Origin of the sequence: Denitrobacterium detoxificans, assembly GCF_001643775.1 — a bacterium.
Lineage (GTDB): Bacteria > Actinomycetota > Coriobacteriia > Coriobacteriales > Eggerthellaceae > Denitrobacterium > Denitrobacterium detoxificans.
Genome location: NZ_CP011402.1, coordinates 1,440,602 through 1,460,927 on the forward strand (window position 1 = coordinate 1,440,602; position 20,326 = coordinate 1,460,927).

At 58.1% G+C, this 20,326-nt stretch carries 11 protein-coding genes; 3 read left to right on the plus strand and 8 right to left on the minus strand.

What is annotated here, in order from left to right:
• Positions 1-37 precede the first annotated feature (37 nt).
• The 5 genes from AAY81_RS06180 to AAY81_RS06200 are packed head-to-tail and all read right to left on the minus strand — an operon-like array spanning position 38 to position 12,803.
• Positions 38-5,044 carry a Spy0128 family protein gene (locus AAY81_RS06180; protein WP_338030607.1) on the minus strand — a complete coding sequence of 1,669 codons (5,007 nt, stop codon included), beginning with the start codon at positions 5,042-5,044 and terminating at the stop codon, positions 38-40.
• Positions 5,045-9,358, minus strand: a complete 4,314-nt coding sequence (locus tag AAY81_RS06185) for a Spy0128 family protein (RefSeq protein WP_066662731.1) — start codon at positions 9,356-9,358, stop codon at positions 5,045-5,047.
• 20 nt (positions 9,359-9,378) lie between these two features.
• Positions 9,379-10,095, minus strand: a complete 717-nt coding sequence (gene srtB / locus AAY81_RS06190; protein ID WP_066662734.1) for a class B sortase — start codon at positions 10,093-10,095, stop codon at positions 9,379-9,381.
• A 31-nt stretch (positions 10,096-10,126) separates the two neighbouring features.
• Complete coding sequence (locus AAY81_RS06195) at positions 10,127-10,777, minus strand: SpaA isopeptide-forming pilin-related protein (protein WP_066662737.1); 651 nt, start codon at positions 10,775-10,777, stop codon at positions 10,127-10,129.
• A gap of 13 nt (positions 10,778-10,790) precedes the next feature.
• Entirely contained in the window at positions 10,791-12,803 is a 2,013-nt protein-coding gene (locus tag AAY81_RS06200; RefSeq protein WP_066662740.1) for a hypothetical protein, read from the minus strand.
• A gap of 265 nt (positions 12,804-13,068) precedes the next feature.
• Between AAY81_RS06200 and AAY81_RS06205 the strand changes: the two genes are divergently transcribed.
• On the plus strand, positions 13,069-13,794 hold the full coding sequence (locus AAY81_RS06205) for an acyl-[acyl-carrier-protein] thioesterase (protein ID WP_169815800.1): 726 nt from the start codon (positions 13,069-13,071) through the stop codon (positions 13,792-13,794).
• A gap of 83 nt (positions 13,795-13,877) precedes the next feature.
• Positions 13,878-14,837 (plus strand): hypothetical protein, encoded by a 960-nt coding sequence (locus AAY81_RS06210; RefSeq protein WP_066662747.1) that lies wholly within the window; start codon positions 13,878-13,880, stop codon positions 14,835-14,837.
• A gap of 76 nt (positions 14,838-14,913) precedes the next feature.
• On the opposite strand, the gene AAY81_RS06215 is transcribed toward AAY81_RS06210, so the two are convergent.
• On the minus strand, positions 14,914-15,522 hold the full coding sequence (locus AAY81_RS06215; RefSeq protein ID WP_082867895.1) for a 5-formyltetrahydrofolate cyclo-ligase: 609 nt from the start codon (positions 15,520-15,522) through the stop codon (positions 14,914-14,916).
• A 151-nt stretch (positions 15,523-15,673) separates the two neighbouring features.
• Between AAY81_RS06215 and AAY81_RS06220 the strand changes: the two genes are divergently transcribed.
• Complete coding sequence (locus AAY81_RS06220) at positions 15,674-16,576, plus strand: M23 family metallopeptidase (RefSeq protein ID WP_066662750.1); 903 nt, start codon at positions 15,674-15,676, stop codon at positions 16,574-16,576.
• A 9-nt stretch (positions 16,577-16,585) separates the two neighbouring features.
• Here AAY81_RS06220 and AAY81_RS06225 read toward each other — a convergent pair whose 3' ends face one another.
• Positions 16,586-17,971, minus strand: coding sequence for a putative bifunctional diguanylate cyclase/phosphodiesterase (locus AAY81_RS06225; protein WP_082867896.1), 1,386 nt, complete (start codon positions 17,969-17,971; stop codon positions 16,586-16,588).
• 100 nt (positions 17,972-18,071) lie between these two features.
• Positions 18,072-20,294, minus strand: a complete 2,223-nt coding sequence (locus AAY81_RS06230) for a putative bifunctional diguanylate cyclase/phosphodiesterase (RefSeq protein WP_169815801.1) — start codon at positions 20,292-20,294, stop codon at positions 18,072-18,074.
• Positions 20,295-20,326: the final 32 nt, after the last annotated feature.

Consider the following 20,326-nt stretch of genomic DNA (forward strand, 5'->3'; position numbering starts at 1 on the left):
CCGGAGCCGAAGAGCGGTCATTTTACGACGAACGGCGCTACGCGCCCGCATGAAGCCCATCGGAGGTCCCCTCGCATAGCACCACGTCATCCCCCGCCGCATTCAGGCAGAAGTAAGCGGTGCGACGCGGGTCCACCTTATGACCCGCAGGAGCTTCAACTTCCTTGAGATAGTACCTTGCCCCCTGCAGCAAACGCACGTCATCAAAGGTGATGTAACCGCTCGCGTCACTCGTGGCCTCGGCAATGAGCGCGTCGGCCGAGCCATCGGAAGAAGCCATCCACAAGGCGTACGTAGACCCTTCCAGGCCCTCGCCGCCTTCACGCGACACCTTCTGCACGCGCAGACTCATGCCCTCGGTGGTATTACGGAACACGGGGATGCTCACCACGCGGCCGTCGACCGTATACGTTTCCTCGGTCTGGAGCGAATCGTTCGCACCGTCGCCGTCTGAGTCGACCGCGGAAACCACCACGCTGTAGACGATCGTAGTGCCATCGTAGGTTACGCCCGAATCGGAACCGGCTAGCTCCACGATGCTATACGTATGAACGCCCACGTCATCGAGGGTATACTCGATGCCCAGGGAACCCTCCTCGAAGAAGGAAACCAGACCATCGGCATCGTTCGTGGCATCGGCCAGCACGTTGCCGCCCTCATCGAGCAGCTGGAAATGGAACGCACCCGCCTGCAGCGCAAACGAGCCATCAAGTGTCTTGTGCACCTGCGGATACACCTGCGTGGAAGCGGAGCCCTCGGTGTAGCCCATGAGCGAAAGCGACTGGTAGCCCAGGCGTTCGGCGTCGTTGTTGTAGAAGGCAACCGAATCCTCGCTCACCTGGGCACGTTCCGCATCGCCGTCCTGCACGCTCCACGAGGTGGTGACATTCATGGACTCGCTTACCGTAACGTCCACGTAGTAGACGGCGGTATCACACGCAATGTCGCCTGAGCCCTGCGCCTCCTCAATCTTGTAGCGATACGTTCCCGGTTGCTGATAGGAAATCTGCGGGAACGAAACGGTGGCTTTGCCCTGCTCATCGAACGAACCATTTGAAACGGTAATCGTAAAGGCCTGGCCGGCATCGACAACCTCACTCGAAGCGCCATACGACGCGCTTTCGCCCGCACGCTCGGAATAATCGTCGTTCAGCGCGGTAAGGGTGAATTCGAACGTGGGATTCGCAGCGTCGCCGTAGTAATACTTGGCCACGGAAAGCGCGTGCTGCGCCTGGAAATACGAATTCGCAAATACGGGAGCATCGCTCGAGCCATCGTCGTAGGAAACAGAAGCGTGCAGATGCCCCACCCCATCATCGGCCACCGTCACAGTAGCGACATGGGTTTCGGAGGTGTACGTGTAAGCGCCCAGCGTATAGGTGCCATCGCCGTTATCGGTTGCACCCTCGGGAATGACCTCGGCAATGCTATAGGTATACGTGCCCGCCGCGCTATACGAAAGCACGGGGAACGCAACGCTACCATCGGCGGCATTCGAAACGGTCGCCGTGGTGTCAACCGCATTTTCCGAGGTGCCCTGCAGCGTGAATTGGAACTGGCCCGCCTGCAGCGCCGCGCCCGTGAGCTGCTTTTCAGCCGAAATCTGCGCATACGCGTCGCTTGCGCTATACGAGTTCGTAAACGTCGCTGCGTCAGCCGACTCGCCATCGTACGAAACGGTAGCGCTCAAATGGCCCGCCCCGTCATCGACGAGCGTCACGGTAGCAGAATGGACAGACGCATCGTACGCAACTCCATCGAGCACGTAGACACCGCCAATTTCCTCGGCGCCTTCGGGAATAACTTCTGAAATGGCGTACGTATAGGTAGCCGTACGCGTGCCATCTGCGGCGACGGGAGCATCGGCCACGTCATCCATCGTGAACGTAAGCGCATCGAAGGAAGCAATGCCACCCGTGGCGGCGGTGGCAGTTGCCACCTGCTCCTGTCCAGGCGCCGAACCCTGAGGCGAAAGCGTGAAGGCAAAGGCGTCCGATTCCGTCCAAGCACGGCCACTCAGCGTCTTTTCGACCTGGATAGTAACCTGAGCGTCGTCGGTAGCGTAACCATTCCGGAAGAGCGCTTGCTCGCCGCTGCCATACGCAGCGCTCAACGCAAGTGTTCCGTCGCCATTATCGAGTACGGTCACGACCACCTGCTCGACATGAGCATCGTACGTATAGCCATTCAGCACGTACGTGCCATCTTCCTGCAGCGTGGCGCCCTCGGGGACGTTCTCCACGATGGTATAGACATGTTCACCAACGTCAGAAAGCGTATAGGCAAGATCGGCGAAGGCAAAATTGCCGTTCACGTCGTTGGAGACCGTCTGGCTATCGATGCCCTCACCCGAAAGCGTGAACGAGAACTGCCCCGCCTCGATTACGCGACCGGAAAGATCCTTGTGGCCCGTAAGCTGGATAGATCCGCTCGCCTCGTACGCATTTGCAAACGAGGCGCCCACAAAAGCGTTCTGACCGTCATACGTAACACTCAACGTACCGTCGCCATTGTCTTCCACCTGGACCGTTACCGTTTCCACGTGGGTATCGTACGTAACGCCCGCAACCGTTCCAGGAAGCTCGCATATCCGGTACTCATGCGTACCCACGTCGGCAAGCGTATACGTGATGGGCGCAAACGACGCCAGGCCGCTCTCATCGTTGCGAGCCGTTTCCATAACGCCATCACCCGAGAGCTGGAATGCGAATTCGCCCTGCTGGAGCGTACGACCCTGCAACGACTTCGTTGCAAAAAGATTCGCAGAACCAGAAGCTTCATAGCTATTCACGAAGACGCAGCCACTTTCGCCGTCGGAATACGTGGCATCGATGGTGAGCTTGCCAAATCCGTTATCAGATACGGTAACGGTTACCGTATGCACCTGAGCATCGTAGGTAATGCCATTTTGCGTATACGTGCCATCGGCATTGAGCGTAGCGCCCTCGGGGACCACTTCGCTGATCGTGTAAGTGTACTGCTTGCCAACATCGGCAAGACCGTACGAGATGGATCCGAAGTCGATGGCGGCCGAAGAACCGGAATCGGGCGTAATGGTCACGCTCGTCTGGCTGGGCATGGGCGTACCTTCCGCCGCGCTCACCTGGAACGTGAAGCTATCGCCCTGCTGGAAGCTGCGGCCCGTAATCTGCTTTTCCGCAGACAGCTCAAGCGAGCCCGTGGCGTTATACACATTCGTGAACGCCACACCATCGGCATCCGCAAGCACCTGCGTGGCAAGCACACCGGTGCCCGTATCGGTCACGCGCACGGTCACGTCTTCCACATGCGTGTCATACACAATGCCATTCACGTCGGTGCCCAGCTCGGAAACGTGGTAGGTGAAGTCGCGCGACGTTGCGCCCTGCAGGTCGGCCAGATCGTAGGAAAGGGCATCGAACGCAAACGCGCCGTACTGGTCGTTCGAGACCGTCTGGACAACGTTGCCTTCACTATCGGTAAGCTGGAACTGGAACTGCCCCTGGGCGAGGCGCGCATTCTGCAGCACCTTGGTACCCGTAATCTGAGCCTGGCCCGAGGCGTTATAGGTATTCGTGAACACCAGGCGATCGCCATCGCTATACTCCGCCTGCACGGAAAGCGTGCCGTCGCCATTGTCGCTCACTTGCACGGTCACCGTATGCACGTTTGCGTCGTTGGTAACGCCATCCATATCCGCCTGCTCCACGACGGTATACACATACGTATTGCCCGCATCGGCCAACGTGAACGGAATGGCGTCGAACGAGCAGCGCACGAAGCCCGTGCCTGGTTCAGGTGTAACGTTCACGGACGTTTGCGCAGGCAGCGGAGCCTGAACCGAGGCGTCGTTGGCGCATTCGCCCGACACCACGAAGCGGAACGAATCGCTCGCGCTAAACGTACGTCCCTCAATGTTCTTCTCGCACTCGAGTACGAAAGAACCCGATGCGTTGTACGCGTTCGCAAAGGTGGCAGCGGAAGCGCTGGCATCGCCATCGTAGACGGCGCTCGTGGAGAGCGCGCCCGTGCCATCATCGGTAACGGTAACGGAAAGGCGATGCGTGGACGTGTCGTACGTAATGCCATCGAGCGTGGGAGCTTGCACGCTCACGCCTGCGGGCAGATCTTCGGAAAGAGTGTATTCGAAGGTCTTGGTACGCGTACCATCTGCGGAAACCGTCGCATCGGCCATATCGTCGAGCGTGTAGGAAATGCTGCTGAACGCAACGGAGCCAGAAGCGTCGTTCGTACCGGTAGAAACCACATTACCCTGGCTGTCACGCACCGTGAAGGTAAACGCACCACTCTGCAGCGTCATGCCCTCGAGCGTCTTGATTGACTGCGGGGTATACGAGCCCGTGGCAGCATATGTATTCGCAAACAGTGCAGAGCCATGCTCGTACGTGGGCGTAGCCACAAGATGTCCTTCCCCATCGTCGACGACATTCACAGTTACCTGTTCCGAATGACCGTCGTAGGTATAGCGGTCATATGCGTACGTGCCATCACCATTGCTCGTCGCCCCTTCGGGAATGACCTCGCGAATGACGTAGGAATACGTTCCTGCCTGCGTGTACGTGATATCCGAGAAGTTCACCGTGCCATTGGCCGCATTCGACACCGTCTCGATCGCGCCGGACGCGTCGAAAAGCTCGAATTGGAACGCACCTTCGCTCGGCGCAACGCCATTGAGCGTCTTCATGGCCGAAAGGGCAACCGAGCCCGTGGCCTCGTAGGCATTCTGGAACGTCGTGCCGCCGCTATACGAAACGTCGGACACCAGATGGCCCGCACCGTCATCGGTAACGACCACGGTTACATCTACGCTATGCCCATCGTAGACATACGCGCCCTTCTTCCAGAGGTTCTGCCCCTCCACCTGCGTGGACCCTTCGGGAATAACCTCGGTAATCGTATAGGCGTACGTACCCGCTTGCGTATAGGAAACGGCATCGAAGCTCACCGTGCCATCGGCGGCATTCTGCACCGTCTGCAGCGTGTTGCCCGAGGCGTCCTTCAACACGAAACTGAACTGGCCTTCCTGCAGATCGCGGCCGGACAGCTACTTGAGCGCCTGGAACGTGGCGCTACCCGACGCGCTGTAGGCATTCTGGAATGCAGCCGAACCATCGGCGTAGGTAACCTGCGTCGAAAGCGTGCCATCGCCATTGTCGGAGACGGATACCTCCACGCGCTTCGAGGACGTGTCGTACGTATACCCAGCCTGTCCGTCGTTCACCTCGGATACGTAGTATACGAACGTCTTGCCCGCGTCGTCTTGCGTGTAGGCAATGCTATCGAAGGTAACGTTACCCTGGGCGTCATTAGTCTTGGTCTGCAGCACAGCGCCCGATTCGTCGGTAAGCACAAAGCTGAACTGGCCCTCAGCCAAAGAATGGCCGCTTACCGTCTTGGACGCCACAATGGACGCGCTACCGCTGGCCACATACGTATTAGTGAAGTCGAGCGACTGAGCATTCTCGGAAGTGGTTACGGAGAGCGTACCATCCCCGTTGTCGGCCACGTTCACCACCACGGTATAGGCCCGATCGCCGCTCGTAACGCCCGCAGCGTTCACGGAGCGCTCAGTTACGGTATAGACATGTTCGCCCACATCGGAAAGGCCATAGGAAATAGCGGGATAGGAGATCTTGCCCGTCGCGTCGCTATACGCCGTAGCGATGACCTGGCCATTCTCGGAAATATCGAAGGCAAAGGAATCGCCGTCGGCAAGCGCGCGACCCTGCATGGTCTTCGTGCCCGCGAATTGCACCGAGCCGGAAGCACTGTACGTGTTCACGAATTCGACCTGGGAAACCTCCTGGTCGTCGACGTAATACGTGGGCGTCACGGAAAGCGTGCCGTCGCCATTGTCGGCAATGGCAAGCGAAACGGTATGCGTGCGCGCATCATTCGAGACGCCACTCATAGAAGCCGACTCGGTAACAACGTAGGTATAGGTATGGCCCACGTCATCCAAATCGAATTCGATGGCGCCAAACGAGAAGACGGCGCTCGACCCCTCCTGGGGCGCAATGGTAACCGTATTCGTCTCGGGCATAGGCGTGCTGGAAGCATCAGCGCCGGTGGGCTGCAGGGTAAACGTAAGAGCATCAGCCCCGGTAAAGGACGCATTCTGAAGCGTCTTCACTCCCTCGAGCGTAAAGGAGCCCGTGGCAGTATATGCATTGCGGAACACCCAACCATAGATGTCGCACAGATCCTCGTTCGTAACAATGCTCTGGGAAGCGGAATCGTACGACACCTGCACGTACGCCCATTCGGAATGGGCATCGTAGGTCACGCCGTTCAGCACGTAATGTTCGCTATCCACCTGCACGGCCCCGTCGGGAATGACCTCGAACAGCTGGTAGATATAGGCCTTGCCAACATCTTCAAACGTATAGGTATCAATGTCGCTAAACGAAACGACGCCCGATTCGTCGCAGGTTGCCGTACCAAGCGTTTCAATGTAATTCCAATTATCGTCGTACTTCACCACGACGAACTGGAACTCGCCGGGCACGAGCGTACGACCCGAGAGCACCTTGGTAGCGCTCAGCGAAAGCGATGCGCTGCCCGTGTAGGCATTCGAGAAGGTATACGTGGCTTCCCCACCGCTCGTTGCGTACGTAGGCGTGGCAACAAGCTGGCCGCTTCCATCATCGGCAACGGTAACCGTAACCGATTCCTCGTGCGCATCGTAGGATACATTGGCATACGAATACGAGCCATCGGCGTTCTGCGTAGCCCCCGCGGGAATGACCTCGCGAATGACATAGTCGTACGTTCCCTCGGAATCGTACGTGATCGCATCGAAGGAAACGTTGCCGTCCGCGTCGTTGGAAACAGTCTGTAGCACGTTACCGTCGGCATCGACCAGCTGGAACTGGAACTGACCTTCCTGCAGCGTCATGCCGTCAAGCGTCTTCGAAGCGCCCAGAGAAAGCGACGTGCTCGTCGTACCGGTGGTGGAATTGCTGAAGACAATCGAGGAAGCAGAGCCATCGTCGTAGGTAACCGAAGCAGCGAGCTCCTGGGAATAGTTCTGCACCGCGGCGTACACGTTCACCGTCATGGTATGCACGGTGCCGTCGTACAGCACGCCATCATACGAATACGTGCCATCGCCATTGTCGGTGGCGCCGGTGGGAATAACCTCGCGTATGTAATACGTGTAGGTGCCCTTCGTGCGATAGCTAATGTCCTCGAACGAAATGGACCCATCGGCATCGTTCGAAACCGTTTGCAGCACGTTTCCATACGCATCGAGCAGCTGGAACTGGAACTGACCCGCCTGCAGCTGCGCACCACTCAGCGACTTGCTTACCTGAGCTTGCGTGGAAATCTTCTGGTAGTGCTGGTCGACGGACTGCCAAACGTCATGCCATTCGCCCGAGCCGCTCACGACCTCCTTGGCCACAACCCAACCCGCCGACGTGGCATTCACGTTGAACGTGCCATTCGGCACGAGGAACATGCCCGCGACGGAACCGTTCAGGTTAACGGTCGTGGCATTCGGAAGGTTCCACACCAGGTGCTGGGTAATAGGCTCGTCAGCGGCATTCGTATTGTCGCTCCAGTACGTCACGCCATCAATGGTCATGCTGAACTTTTGCAGGTTGACCTCGCCCGACTTCGTGAGGTTAAGCACCACCGTCTGATCGGAATTGCACTTGATGTTGAGAGAGCCACTCTGGTTGGCCAGATAATCGTAGTAAACGCTATCGAGATTCAGGTAGTACGTACCCGACCCGTACGAGGTAACGTCGATTACGTAATTCGTCGTCATATGATCGCGGTCGCTGCCGTCGGTATTGGGCGTAGGCAGCGTGCCCACGATGGAATTCTTGCTGGCGAACTCCGCCGACTTCGCAGCAGCGTCCGAGAGCATCGAATTCACGTACTCGTTCACGTCGGCCAAGGACGTATCGTGGAACGTGACGTTACCATTCGAAAGAATGTATTGGTCGTTTTCGGCGGGCGTGTACACGTCGGCGTCGCGGCCCTTGATCATGAACGTGTTGACGATGGTGCCGTATTCGGCCGTGGGCCACCAACTCGTCTGGCCGTAATACGAATTGGCGAGCGTGCCGATGAACCACGGCTGGCGATCGTCGCCGGACGTAAGGTCGTTGCCCGACTGCTGGTTCTGATACAGCACGTTCACGGCAGCGTTCGTTTCGGATTCGGCCATGCGCCACGTATCAGCCACGATGCCGAAGTAGCGAGCGTTGCCCAGCACGTCCACGTAGGAAAGCTGCTGGCCCACCGCGTTGTACTTCGTTGCCGTGCCGCCCGAGGTAATGGAGATGATGGAATTGCTCGTCGTGCTAAAGGACAAGCTCTCCTCGCCCTCCACGCGTGCGGAATCGGCGGAAACGCCTTCAACGGAAATGTCGGAAGCAGTAATGCCGGTAGCCTCCTGCGTACTCGAGGCACCAGCCATTGCCGCATCCGAAAGCACGAGATGGTTGATTTCGATGCTGCTCGCCGATTCGGACGTGACGCCCAGATCGTCGGACAGCTGTGCCTCCTTGAAGGTGACGCTATAGGAGACGGACCCCGATGCAGGCTCCACCTCCACGTAGGCGTCTTCCGCAGCATTGCCAGATTCGTCGGCTTGGGGAACCATAAAGGCAACGTCGAACAGCAAGGTGTTCTCGCTCGTATACGCATCTTCGTCACCGGAGGAAGATACGGTATCGTTGAGCGCTTCCATATAGGCGCCGTAGTTGTATCCCTGCGTTTCGCTCGTCACGGGCGTAACTACAAGCTGGGCATTATCGGGAACGGCCGTTACATCCTCGAGCGTGGCCGTAACGGTGTAATCATCGCTCGTATACGTGTACACCGACTTCGTGAAGGATTCGGAGGAAGCGGCGTCGGCAACGCTGGAAGACGCGGCGGCATCACTGGAATCTTGCGCCACGGAAACAGCCGCCGAAGAGGCAAGCTGCTCCGCTTCCGCCTTGCTCGTCTGCACGGAAATGGAAAGACCACTCACCACGTTCTTCGCGGCAACGGTATACACGCCATCGGAATCGGGCTGCAGTTCCTGGGTAGCGCCGTTCAAGCTCATGACCACGCTATCAACTTGATAGCCGCCATTCGCCTGGACGGTGAACTCCAAGTCCTTCTTCGCGGGAGCATCAAGCTTCGTACTCGGCGAAGAAACCGTCTGACCAAGGCATTCGATATACGCATCGTTCAAATCGAGGCCCACGCTTACCGTCGAGGAAAGCTGAAGCTCGGGAGAGTCGCCATCGCCATCGGCAAAGCTCACGGGTATCTGCAGCAAAATGAGCGCAAGAGCAAGCATAGCCGCGGCTACGCGACTTGAAATAGACCCCCGTTTGAACAGCGTTTGAATCATCTCCACCTTTCGAAGAACACCTACCCTGCGACGCGCTTGGCACTCACAATGAGCCTATTCGAGCTCGAGCAGGTGCTAAGGGTGACAATCTGATCGTTTCCAGTAACCGTAACGCCGGTGTCGTACACCGAGGAAGCGGCAAGCTGCTGGACATATGCGTCGAACACATCCTTGTCGGTGAAGCCCACCATGTAGGCATCATCGGAAGGATCGACGATCTGCACGGCAAACACCTGGTAGCGGAAGGTACCTTCCGCGGTATACACGGTGAACATGCCGCCAGAGGACTGGTAGAAATCCTGGTCAAGAAAGCTCGAAAGGGTTCCGAACATACTGCCATCGGCCATGTTGTGCGCATAGACGATGGCGTGCAAATCATTGGTGATGGATCCGTTGCGGTAGTCCAGGAACACGGCGCCATCCACGGAAGACGCACCCGTGGCATCGAACGACAAATAGTAATCATTGTCAGATGCCTGCATAACGGGGTAGTTAATGGCGTCGAGCCCATCGACGGTAATCCATGCCACGGCACCAGGGTAATCGGCCGAAAGCGTTCCGAAGTCAATGGAATCAACTTCGGCGGCATACGATTCGCGCAGCTGCTCGTACACGCTGCTCGCCTGGGTATAGCCCATCCACTTCCATGCAAGCCAGGCGCAAGCGGCAAGCACGCACGCGGCTAGCACGATCTGGGCGACCGTGATTCCCCGTCGTATGGATTGCTTTGCCGTCATGCGAATGAGCTTCCTTCCCGTAACCTTCGACCTAGCGCAACTTCGTCTTCTTGACCAAACCAAGCACGATAATGAGCGCTACGCCCACCGCGGCAAGTGCCGCGACGAGGCTCAAGGGCGTCTCATCACCCGTCTTGGGAGCCACGACGAGTGATTGCGACGAGGGGCTACTGCTGCCATCCGCGTCACTGGAGACGGTGACCACCTGCTCGGTGTAACCCGACTTGTCATACACGTTCACCTGGTAGGACTGCACGAGTTCAGCATTGCCGTCGCTGGCACCCGAAACGATTTCGATGCCCTCTTCCTCGGAGGGCTTCACGTAGAAGACCACGTCATCGGCCTTGGAATACCCCTCGGGCGCAGAAATCTCGCGCAGGATGTAACGCACGTTCACGTCGAGCTTCTTGCTTACCTGATAGACGGATGCAGCCGTCGTCCAATCGGCCACGACCTCGCCCGTCTCGGCGTTGATAATGGCCATCTGCGCGCCCACGACCCAGTCGTGCGTGTCGACATCGAGCTTGGCCACCGAAAGATGCGTGGCGTCGTCGGAAACAACCACGGGAGCGTCCACGGTTTCGGCATGAGCAAGGCCAGGAAGCGCACCAAAGCACAGAGCAAGGCACACAGCCGCAATGATAACGCCGATCGCGCGGCGCACGGAAGCATACACAGACATCTGCCACTCCATCCTAAGCCACCTGCCCAGACGTAACGAGCGCGGGAGTTCCGCCATGGGGACCATCGTCGTCATCGTCGTCGCCCTTCTTGCGCGCCCTCATGAGGAACAGCAAGAACGCAATGATGAGGACGAGGCCAACGGCCACGCCTACACCAAAGGGCGCATGCTCGGTAATCGTAGTGAGCGCCTCCGAGAACATGCCGGACGCAAGAGGAGACTCATCCTCTTCAATGCGCTCGGACTCGCTATCATTCCCCTCTTCGTTGGTGATAAGCGAACCAGAGGGGCCCACGATGACGTTGTAGTTGTTCGCGCTGGAAAGCTGGCCACTCTCATCGGCCGAGCCGACGGCGGAGGTCACCGAGGAAGCCGACGCAGATCCACCGGAGCCAGAGCCCGCGTCGTACTGCACGCGCAGACGATTCACGACAGTGCCCGCAGACAGCGCGTCGTTAGCGTTGCGATAGTAGACCGTATACGTCGTCTGCATCGAGAAGAAGTTGTGGCTGATGGGATCTTCCTGCCCGTCGAGGCGAATCCATTCGGAACCGTCCTGCGTGAAGGATGCCTCGGTCGTGATTTCCAAGTTTTCCTCATCGCCTAGACTCGACGTGTATTCCTTGCTGCAAATGACAGAGCCATCGAGCACGTTGACGTAGTTCACCGTAACCTGGTACTCGTTCGGCGTCACATAGCCATCGGGCAGGTAATAGACATCCACAACAGGGTTGCTGCCTGAATCGTAGGTGTACGCGTACTGGGAAACGCTGCCCGCAAGGGCGTACGTCGTACCGTCGCTAGCGGTATAGCTAGAAGGGGGCTCTACCGCTTCCCCACCCTTGTAGGCAGTAGCCGTTTGCTGCCCCAGTACGCGGGCATCATCGCTCGCGCGCTTCGAGGCATCAATGAGATTGAAGGTAACCTGCACGGATCCGGCGTCGGATTCCTGCTGCTGATAGTAGAGGGTGTAGGTGGCTGACCCGGTGGTAACGCCATCCAGCTGCGCATCGAGCATGAGCACATTGTCGGTAAGCTTCGCCGACGTTGCCGTATCGCCACCGGCAAACGCGTACGAAACCGAAGCGTCCTGTACCTGGAGGTACATGACCTGCGGTGCGGTATAGGCATACGAACCCGTGACGGTCACGTAGTCGGACGCCAAGACGGCCTTCGAGCCGGCATCGACCAGATTGATGGTGGCGACGTAGTAGCCGCCCAATAGATCGCCCGCCTCAGCGATCTTGCGACAGGAAATAACGAAGTCATGCTGACCAGGATTGGCAGCGGAAACCGCGCTGCCAAAGAAGATGACACGATAGACCGAGCCGTCGTCGCCCACAACGGCAGAGGGAACGGAGACGGTGCGCGTCTCGCCCGACTGAATGCCCACGATGCTCTGCGTGGCGACCGTCTCGCCCGACTCGGCATCCACATAGCTAATGGAGCCATCTACGGAGCCCTGCACGGAATACGACTCGTATGCGTATTCCAGGGAGCCACTCGACGTGCTCACTTTCACCTGACCAGAAGCGGTACGCGCGAGGCGATAGGAAACGCCATCAACGTACATGCTCTCCTGGGGCGTGAACACGCGCGATTCGGAGCCGGAAAGGGTGCGCAGCGCAATGAGCTGCGGCGTGCCACCATCAAACGTGGCGTACACGGGATAGGTAGTGCCCTCATACAGCAGCTGCGTCTGCTCGCGGTCGGCATAGGCGCGCACCGTATACGAAGACTCGTACGATTCGACATCAAGATCGACGATGCCCGCCTCTTCGCTGGAAACGAGCGTCTGCTTGAGATGACTTACGACGGTCTTGCCATCGCAGACGGCTTCAACGTAGAAAACCTCGCCCGCAGTACCGGAAACGGAAAGAACGGGCACGGAGCCCTGCGTGACATAGGAGTCGGCACCGCTCACGGTAAGGCCATCCTGGGCATACGCCTGCCCAGTCACGAAGACGGAAGCCGCGAACAGCATCGCGAATGCAACCGTTGCAAAAAGCCTTCTAACCAGAGTCATTCAATGCCTTTCCCCTTGCGCGAACGCCGCGCAAACAGTCGTAAGAACGTAAGAAAAGACTTTACACCAGCATGAAGGACCCACAGGGAAAAAATCCCTGTTTGCGCAGATAATGACCCCTTTCAGACCACATAAGTATCACAAGATGCACAAAACTAATAAAACTTGTTCAGTTTGGACAAAGTGGCTAAAATATATCTCATACCCCACACCGCCATTTGGCATTTGTCCAAATCGGCAAACGGAAAGAAGGAGAACGCCCTACATGCCTATCGGAATGACCCTGAACTATCGCCTGCGACTCACCGATTTCGACCGCTTCGGACACCTGCATCCAGCCGCCGTGCTCGACATTCTGCAGGACCTCGCCACCGTGCAGGCGGAAGACATGGGCATTGGCTACAACGCCATGCATGACAAGGGCGTATTCTGGGCAATCGTACGCATGAAGTACGTGGTGCACCAAGAGCCAAAGCATCATTCCGTGGTTTCGGTGCGCACGTGGCCGCACTCCCCCTCGCGCTTCTCGTTTCACCGCGATTGGACCATGCATGACCAAGATGGCAACCTGCTGCTCTCCGCGGCATCGGAATGGGTCGTCATGGACGCGAAGGAGCGTTCGTTCGTTTCGGTAGCCGATATCTACGAGGGATCGAACGATTTCAGCGAAGATCGTGCCATCAAGGGGCGCATCCGAAAGCTGAAGCCCCTCCCCGCCCACGCATCGTGCGCACGCACCATTACGCCGGGACGCACCGACGTCGACGTAAACGCTCATGTGAACAACGCGCGCTACGCCACGTACGCCATCGACGCGCTCGACGAGGCGGCGGGTCGCCCCATCGTGGCCTTCCAGGCAGACTTCCGACACGAGGTTCGCAAGGATGAAACGGTGCGCATATTCACCCATCAAGACGAAACGGGAGCATGCATTGAAGTGCGAAAGGATACCGACGATATTGCCTGCAGCATCAAGGTAGATTATGCATAGTTTACGTTTATACCCTAGTCGTTTCTTTAGTTTTGGTGTAGTTCGAGTTTCCTAGTCATATATAAAGAGTTGAGGAGAATGCAATGGACAGCGTAACGCAACAACCCGAGGGCATAGCCTTCTCTCCCGCCATCCTGCTCAAGCTCTGCACCATCCATGAGCACCGTGGCGCCGAGCAGCTTGCATGCGCGCGCAACCCCGAAGCGCTCGACGCATACCGCGAAGCAACCATGTTCCAAAGCGCCCTTGCCGCCACGCGCATGGAGGGCATGACCATCGGCGACACGCGCCTGCGCTGCCTGGCGCGCGAAGAGGCAGAACCGCAATCCCCCGCCGAGCGATTCGCCATGGGCTACCTCTACGTCTGGGGGCTCATCGAGCAACGCTACGCATCCATCCGCCTTTCCCCCGGCACCATCCAGCAGCTCCATCGCGACATGCTCTGGTACGAGAAGGCGGAAGACGCCGGCGAATGGAAGGACGAAACGGAAACCCCCGCGGCCATCCGCGACCTCTGCCGCGAATACCAAGCGGCGAAGCGCTCGAAGGATGGCATCCCCATGCAGAGCATCTTCGTGTTCTACCGCGCCTTCACAGCCATCGCCCCCTTCGAGCGCTACAACACATCCTGCGCGAACCTGCTGCTTCTGTTGCTCCTCTGCCAGGAAGGCTACACGGTTGGCCTGCACGTCTCGCTCGATGCCGCGCTGGAAGGCAACAAGCGCAAGCTGGGGAATGCCGCAAAGAAGAGCAAGGAGCATGCGGGCGACGAAACGTACGCCGTTCGCATGCTGGAAACGCTTCTGGCATGCTATGAAACGCAGACCGAATACCTGCAGCGCATGGGCCAACGCGTAAGCAACGAAGCGCGCATTCGCGCCTACTTCGACCAAATCGAGGAACCCGTCACCAAGCGCGCCATCATGGACGCGAACCCATCCATGAGCCAGAAGACGGTCGAGCGCATCCTGCAGAAGATGCAAGACGAAGGAGCCATTCGCAAGATTGGCGCAGCCCGCGCCACGCGCTACAAGCGCAGGTAAGCCATTCCCCATCACGCAAAAGGGCGACTGCATTGCAGTCGCCCTTCTTATTGCATGCTATTCGAAATTCCGGGCATTACCAACTTGCGCGGATCATACGTGCTTCGGTAAGCACCGCCGACACAGGGCGATCGAAGCGCTCGCGCGCGATGCTCTCGGATGCCATATGGCTTTCGCGACACAGCCCCAAGGCAAAGCCGGGAAACGTAGACAGGAAGATGTCGTAATACCCACCGCCATAACCCAGGCGATAGCCGCGCGCGTCGAACGCAAGTCCTGGCACGATGCAAAGAGAATCGACCCGGGCAACAGGGTCTACCAGACGCCCAACTACGGGAGCGGGCTCGGGAATGCCATACGAGGAAGGAACAAGGCCTTCGAGCGAATCGATGGCATACCATTCCATGGAACGCGAACCGGGAACGCAACGCGGGAGGGCGACCACCTTACCCAGGGAAAGGGCACGCTCGATAATGACGTGCGTGTCGACTTCGCTGCCAACAGAATAGAAAGAGAAGACCGTGTGAGCACCCATAAATTCGGGCTGCTGGAAAAGCCGCTGCGCAATTTCCGCATCGATGGCAGCTCGGCTGGCGGGATCGAGTGCATCGCGGCGACTGATAAGCGCCTGACGTTGCGCGCGCTTTTCACACGCAACCGATTCGTAGCTTACTTCGGCAATCATGGAAACCAGCTCTCGTCGGGTTTACCTTCCACGGCAACTCTACCTAATGGCAAACCGCTCGCGGATAACGAAAAATCATTGTTACCAAAGCGTAGCTGCCTAATGATAAAATGCCCTTGACCTTACAAAACAAGCACGTAAGAGCAGGCAATTGGCAAAGCACGCTAAACAACCAATCAAGCCAGAAAAGCATACGGGAAAGCGCATTGGCAAGGGCATCGCAATCGCTCTCGCACTGCTCGTAGCCATAGCCGCGGCAGGAAGCGCCATCTACTTCTGGGCCCTCCCCAACGTCGCGCGCATCCAAGCGGCACAGCAGAAATCAAACGACACGCAGGCAACCGAAGCCAGCAGCACCGCAGCCACTTCGAGCGCAAGCGCCTCAAGCAGCACCACCGAAAGCCAGGCGGAAGCCACCACGCCCGCTACCTACCAAGTGGCGGCATACGACGACATTCCCATCTACTGCCCCATCCGCACGGCCGACCTTACCGCCGTCATCTTCCACCAGGCCTCGTATGCCTACGCACTGCAAATGTATACCGAGCTGCCGAAAGCCGACGGCGAAACCGCCTACAACGAGCACTACCTACGCGTGAACCACGCGCAGAATAGCGGCACCTGGGTCGACGCCGACACCGTGCACGCATGGCGCACATCCGCGTCCACCAACATCGACACGTCCATCGACGCGGGCGCACTGGCGGGAACGCCCGTCTACGCCCCCGTTACGGGAACCGTCGTGCTCGTCACGGAATACCAGCTCTTCGAGCAGCTCACCGACATCGAAATCCACATCCAGCCCGAAGGGCATCCCGAACTCGACGTGGTGGTCATCCACACCACCGACCCGCTGGTGAAGGCGGGCGACAAGGTCGTAGCGGGAACCACGCAGATTTCATCGGTGCGCGACATCAGCAGCATCAGCGGAGTCCAGCTCAGCGAATACACGAGCGAAGACGACCCGGGGAATCACGCGCACGTGCAGATCAACGATGCCAATTACGAGGGCTATCGCGAAACGAAGCTACAGGGAGCCATTACCGTGGAATAGGGGCAGTCCCTACGCCAAGCCGCACAAGAGCTCGAAGCTGGACACGGGCATGGGCTTCGCAAAATAGAAGCCCTGGAATATCTTGCACCCCATCTGCTTGAGCATCTCGAATTGCTCGACCGTTTCGACGCCTTCCGTAATGGCGCTGATGTGCAGCTTGCGCGAAAGGTCGATAACCGACTGCAGGATGATACGGGCGCGTTCGTGCTCGGTGGCCTCGCGCAGGAACAGCATGTCGATCTTCAGCACGTCCACGGGAATCTCGCGCAGCATGTTGAGCGACGAATACGCGCTGCCGAAATCGTCCATTTCCACTACGAAGCCCTCGGCCTGCAGCCCCTTGATGTCGACCAGGCGACTCTCGATGTCAGTCATCATGGCCGTTTCCGTGATCTCCAAACGCAGATGCGAAGGGTCGACGCCGTAGCGATTCACCAAGCTCACCAAGCGCTTGCGTACGTCGGTGAACAGGAAGTCCTTCGCCGAAACGTTCACCGAAAGCGTCAGGTCGTCCCTTCCCTGCATCTGCCAGATGCCCAGCATGCGGCAGGCATGTTCCCACATGAGGTCGTCAACCTTCGTAATGAGACCACTGTATTCCAGAATGGGCACGAATTCCGAAGGCGAAAGGAAGCCGCGATCGCGATGATTCCATCGCACGAGCAGCTCGGCACCAAGGATGGCACCCGTTTCGTCTACCTGAGGCTGCAGATACGGCATGATATCGCCGCCATGCAGCGCATCTTCGAGCGAACCGATGATGGAATGCGACCATACGCGCTGCTCGCGCACGCTGTTGTCAAAGATGCGCACGCGGCGATTGGCGTTCGAACCACAGCCGTCGATGGCCATATGCGCGCGATCGATCATAGTTTCGACCGGCAGCGACCTGTCTTCGACAACGTACACGCCAATGTGAACCAAGATGGGATAGTACGTGTTCCTGTCGAGCCTGATAATGTGATTCGTGGAGGCCTCGAGCATATCTCGGTCGAAATCGTCTTCGCGAATAAGGGCGCAAAACTTGTCGGCGCCCACACGGCCATAGACCATGCCGTCGGTCTTGTAGAAACGCAAGGCCGTGGCTATGCGCATAAGGAGCTTATCTCCCCCATGGCGACCATAGACGTCGTTGACCATTTTGAAATCGTGAACGTTCGAAACGAGCAGGCAGTAGCGCTCGCCCGGAGTGGCGTCGAGCAGCTCACGCGCTTTCGCGCAGAACATACGCCTGTTGTACAGCCCCGTAAGCTCGTCGTGCGTGGAACCGTATAGCGCCTCGGCATCCAAACGCTCGAGAAGATGCTTCTTTACCTTTACGCGCGTAGAGGTGACGGAATGAGACACAGAACGGCGAATGCCTGCCGACAAGGAGACACTGCTCAATTTGCTCATGAATCAACTCCGACCAATGGCGTAGGGGGCATTTAGGGTGCATTTGGATGCTGACCATTTGGTGAAATTGAATTTTACTACATATCGGATATGAAATAGCTTAATCGAGGTATTTCTTCTCGAAATCGGGGAACGGCATGGGCCGAGCGAAATAGTACCCCTGGAAAAGCCCGCATCCCATGGCTCGAAGCATGTCGTATTGCTCGGACGTTTCCACGCCCTCGACGATGCTGGGCATACCCAGGCTCTCGGAGAGCGCAATGACGCCTTCCAAAATCTTGCGAGCACGTTCGGGGTCCTTCGCGCGAGAGAGAAACGCCATGTCCACCTTCAGCACGTCGACGGGCATGTCCTTGAGCATGCCCAGCGAGGAATAGCCGCTGCCAAAGTCATCCATCTCCACCACGAAGCCCGCTGCGCGCAGGCGCTCCAAGGCGGCCATGGCGGCAGCGCCCTTCTCCATCACGACCGCCTCGGTGATTTCCAAATGCAGCGCTTGCGGCGCGATGCCATGCTTTTCGACGAGGTCGATGAACGTCTGCGCCACATCGATGAAGAAGAAGTCACGTGGCGAGATGTTCACGGCCACGTACATGTCGATGCCGCGGTTCGCCCAATCGCGCAGGATGCGGCAGGACTCTTCCCAGATGTGCTTATCGAGCTGCACGATCATGCCGTTGCGCTCGAAAATGGGGATAAACCTGTCAGGACGCAGCTCTCCCCACTCCGGATGAATCCACCGAGCAAGCGCTTCGCCGCCTCTCACGACGCCATCTGCATTCACCTGAGGCTGCACGTACGGACGAATCTGATGCTCTCTCATGGCCCGGTCGAACGCGCCAATGACCTTCTTGGACCAGAGCAATTCATCGCGCATGGCATCGTCGTAGATAGCCAGACGCCGTTCGTGCGCATATTCGGAGCCAATGGACTTGGCGGCGCGCATGGCGCGGTCAATCATGATGGGCACGGAAAGCGATCGGTCGGTTACCTCGTACAAGCCCACGTGCACGACCACGGGGAACAGGCGGTCGGCGTTAACGTACGCAACCTGGTCGGGCAAGTCGATAAACATCCGATAGGAAACGCGGTCGCGATCGAAGCACACTGCGAAATGGTCGGAGGCAAGTCGCGCGTACAGCGTTCCCGGGTTGGCTTTCTCGCGCAAGGCGGTGGCAATGCGCACGAGCAGATCGTCGCCCTCCTCCGAGCCGTAGATATCGTTGATGAGGCTGAAGTCTTTGACGTTCGAAACGGCGATGGCGTAATTCACGTTGGGATTCTCGCTGAAAAGGCGTTCCACCGCCTCGCAGAACTTGTGCTTGCGATACAAGCCCGTCAGGCTATCGTGATCGGCGCGGAACTGGGCCTCCTCAGTGGCCTTGCGCTCCTCTATCAGACTCTCCTCGTATTCCGTCTGGTCGTACACGATAAGATACCCACCCACGACCCGCTGCTTCTTGTCGGCGATGACGCTATAGCGCACGCGGAAATACCGTTGAACGCCATTCAGGCTATCGTAGGCTTCGCGCTCGTGCTCAACCACATACGAACTACCCTCACCCAAAAAGCGCGTGAAGAGGGCATTGCCGGAATGCAGGTCATCCGGATCCAAGCCGAACTGCTCGCGTGCCACGTCGTTCACGAACAGGCAATTCGCATCGCCGTCGAACACGGCGATGACCTCGCCGAACTCCGAGACCACACGCGAAAGCAAGCGGTCGATCACGATGAAGGGCTTGTACACGATGGCGAAGAAGAACCCTAGCAGCGCGCAGATGGTGTAGGCAACGAACGAAAAACCAAGCGGCGTGTCGGTGGATAGATAGTAGATGTCGGTGCCAACCGACGCCAACACGGCAATGAGCATGACCACATAGCGCTCGGAGTAGACCGCAGGAACCAAGATGGCCTTGTTAAGCAGCAAAATCACGGCGGCCAAGAACATGAGCAGCGTGATGCATTGATGCACGAGAAGCCACGGCTGGGGAATAAGGATAAACGAGCCCATCCACGGCATAAACGCGGTGGGCTCGAGCTTGAACACGAAGCCCGTGAAAACGTTGGAAAGAATGACCACCGTGTCCACCGTGGCCATTGCCGCAAACAGAAAGGCCCAGATGGTCCCTCGAAATTGACTGGAGCAATACACGGCAATGAAGTTGACCAGTTCCAGGAGCATCCAGTCGGTACCCGCGAAGAACAACAGCGCGCCAAACATCGCCAAAGGTTCGCTCGGCGCCACGACCATGATGACATCGCCCAGAACGGGTAGCAGCACATACCCAAGCAGACGTTCCATGTCGTAGGAAATAGGACGCACGGAACGATGGGCTATACGCGCGCACGCGAATA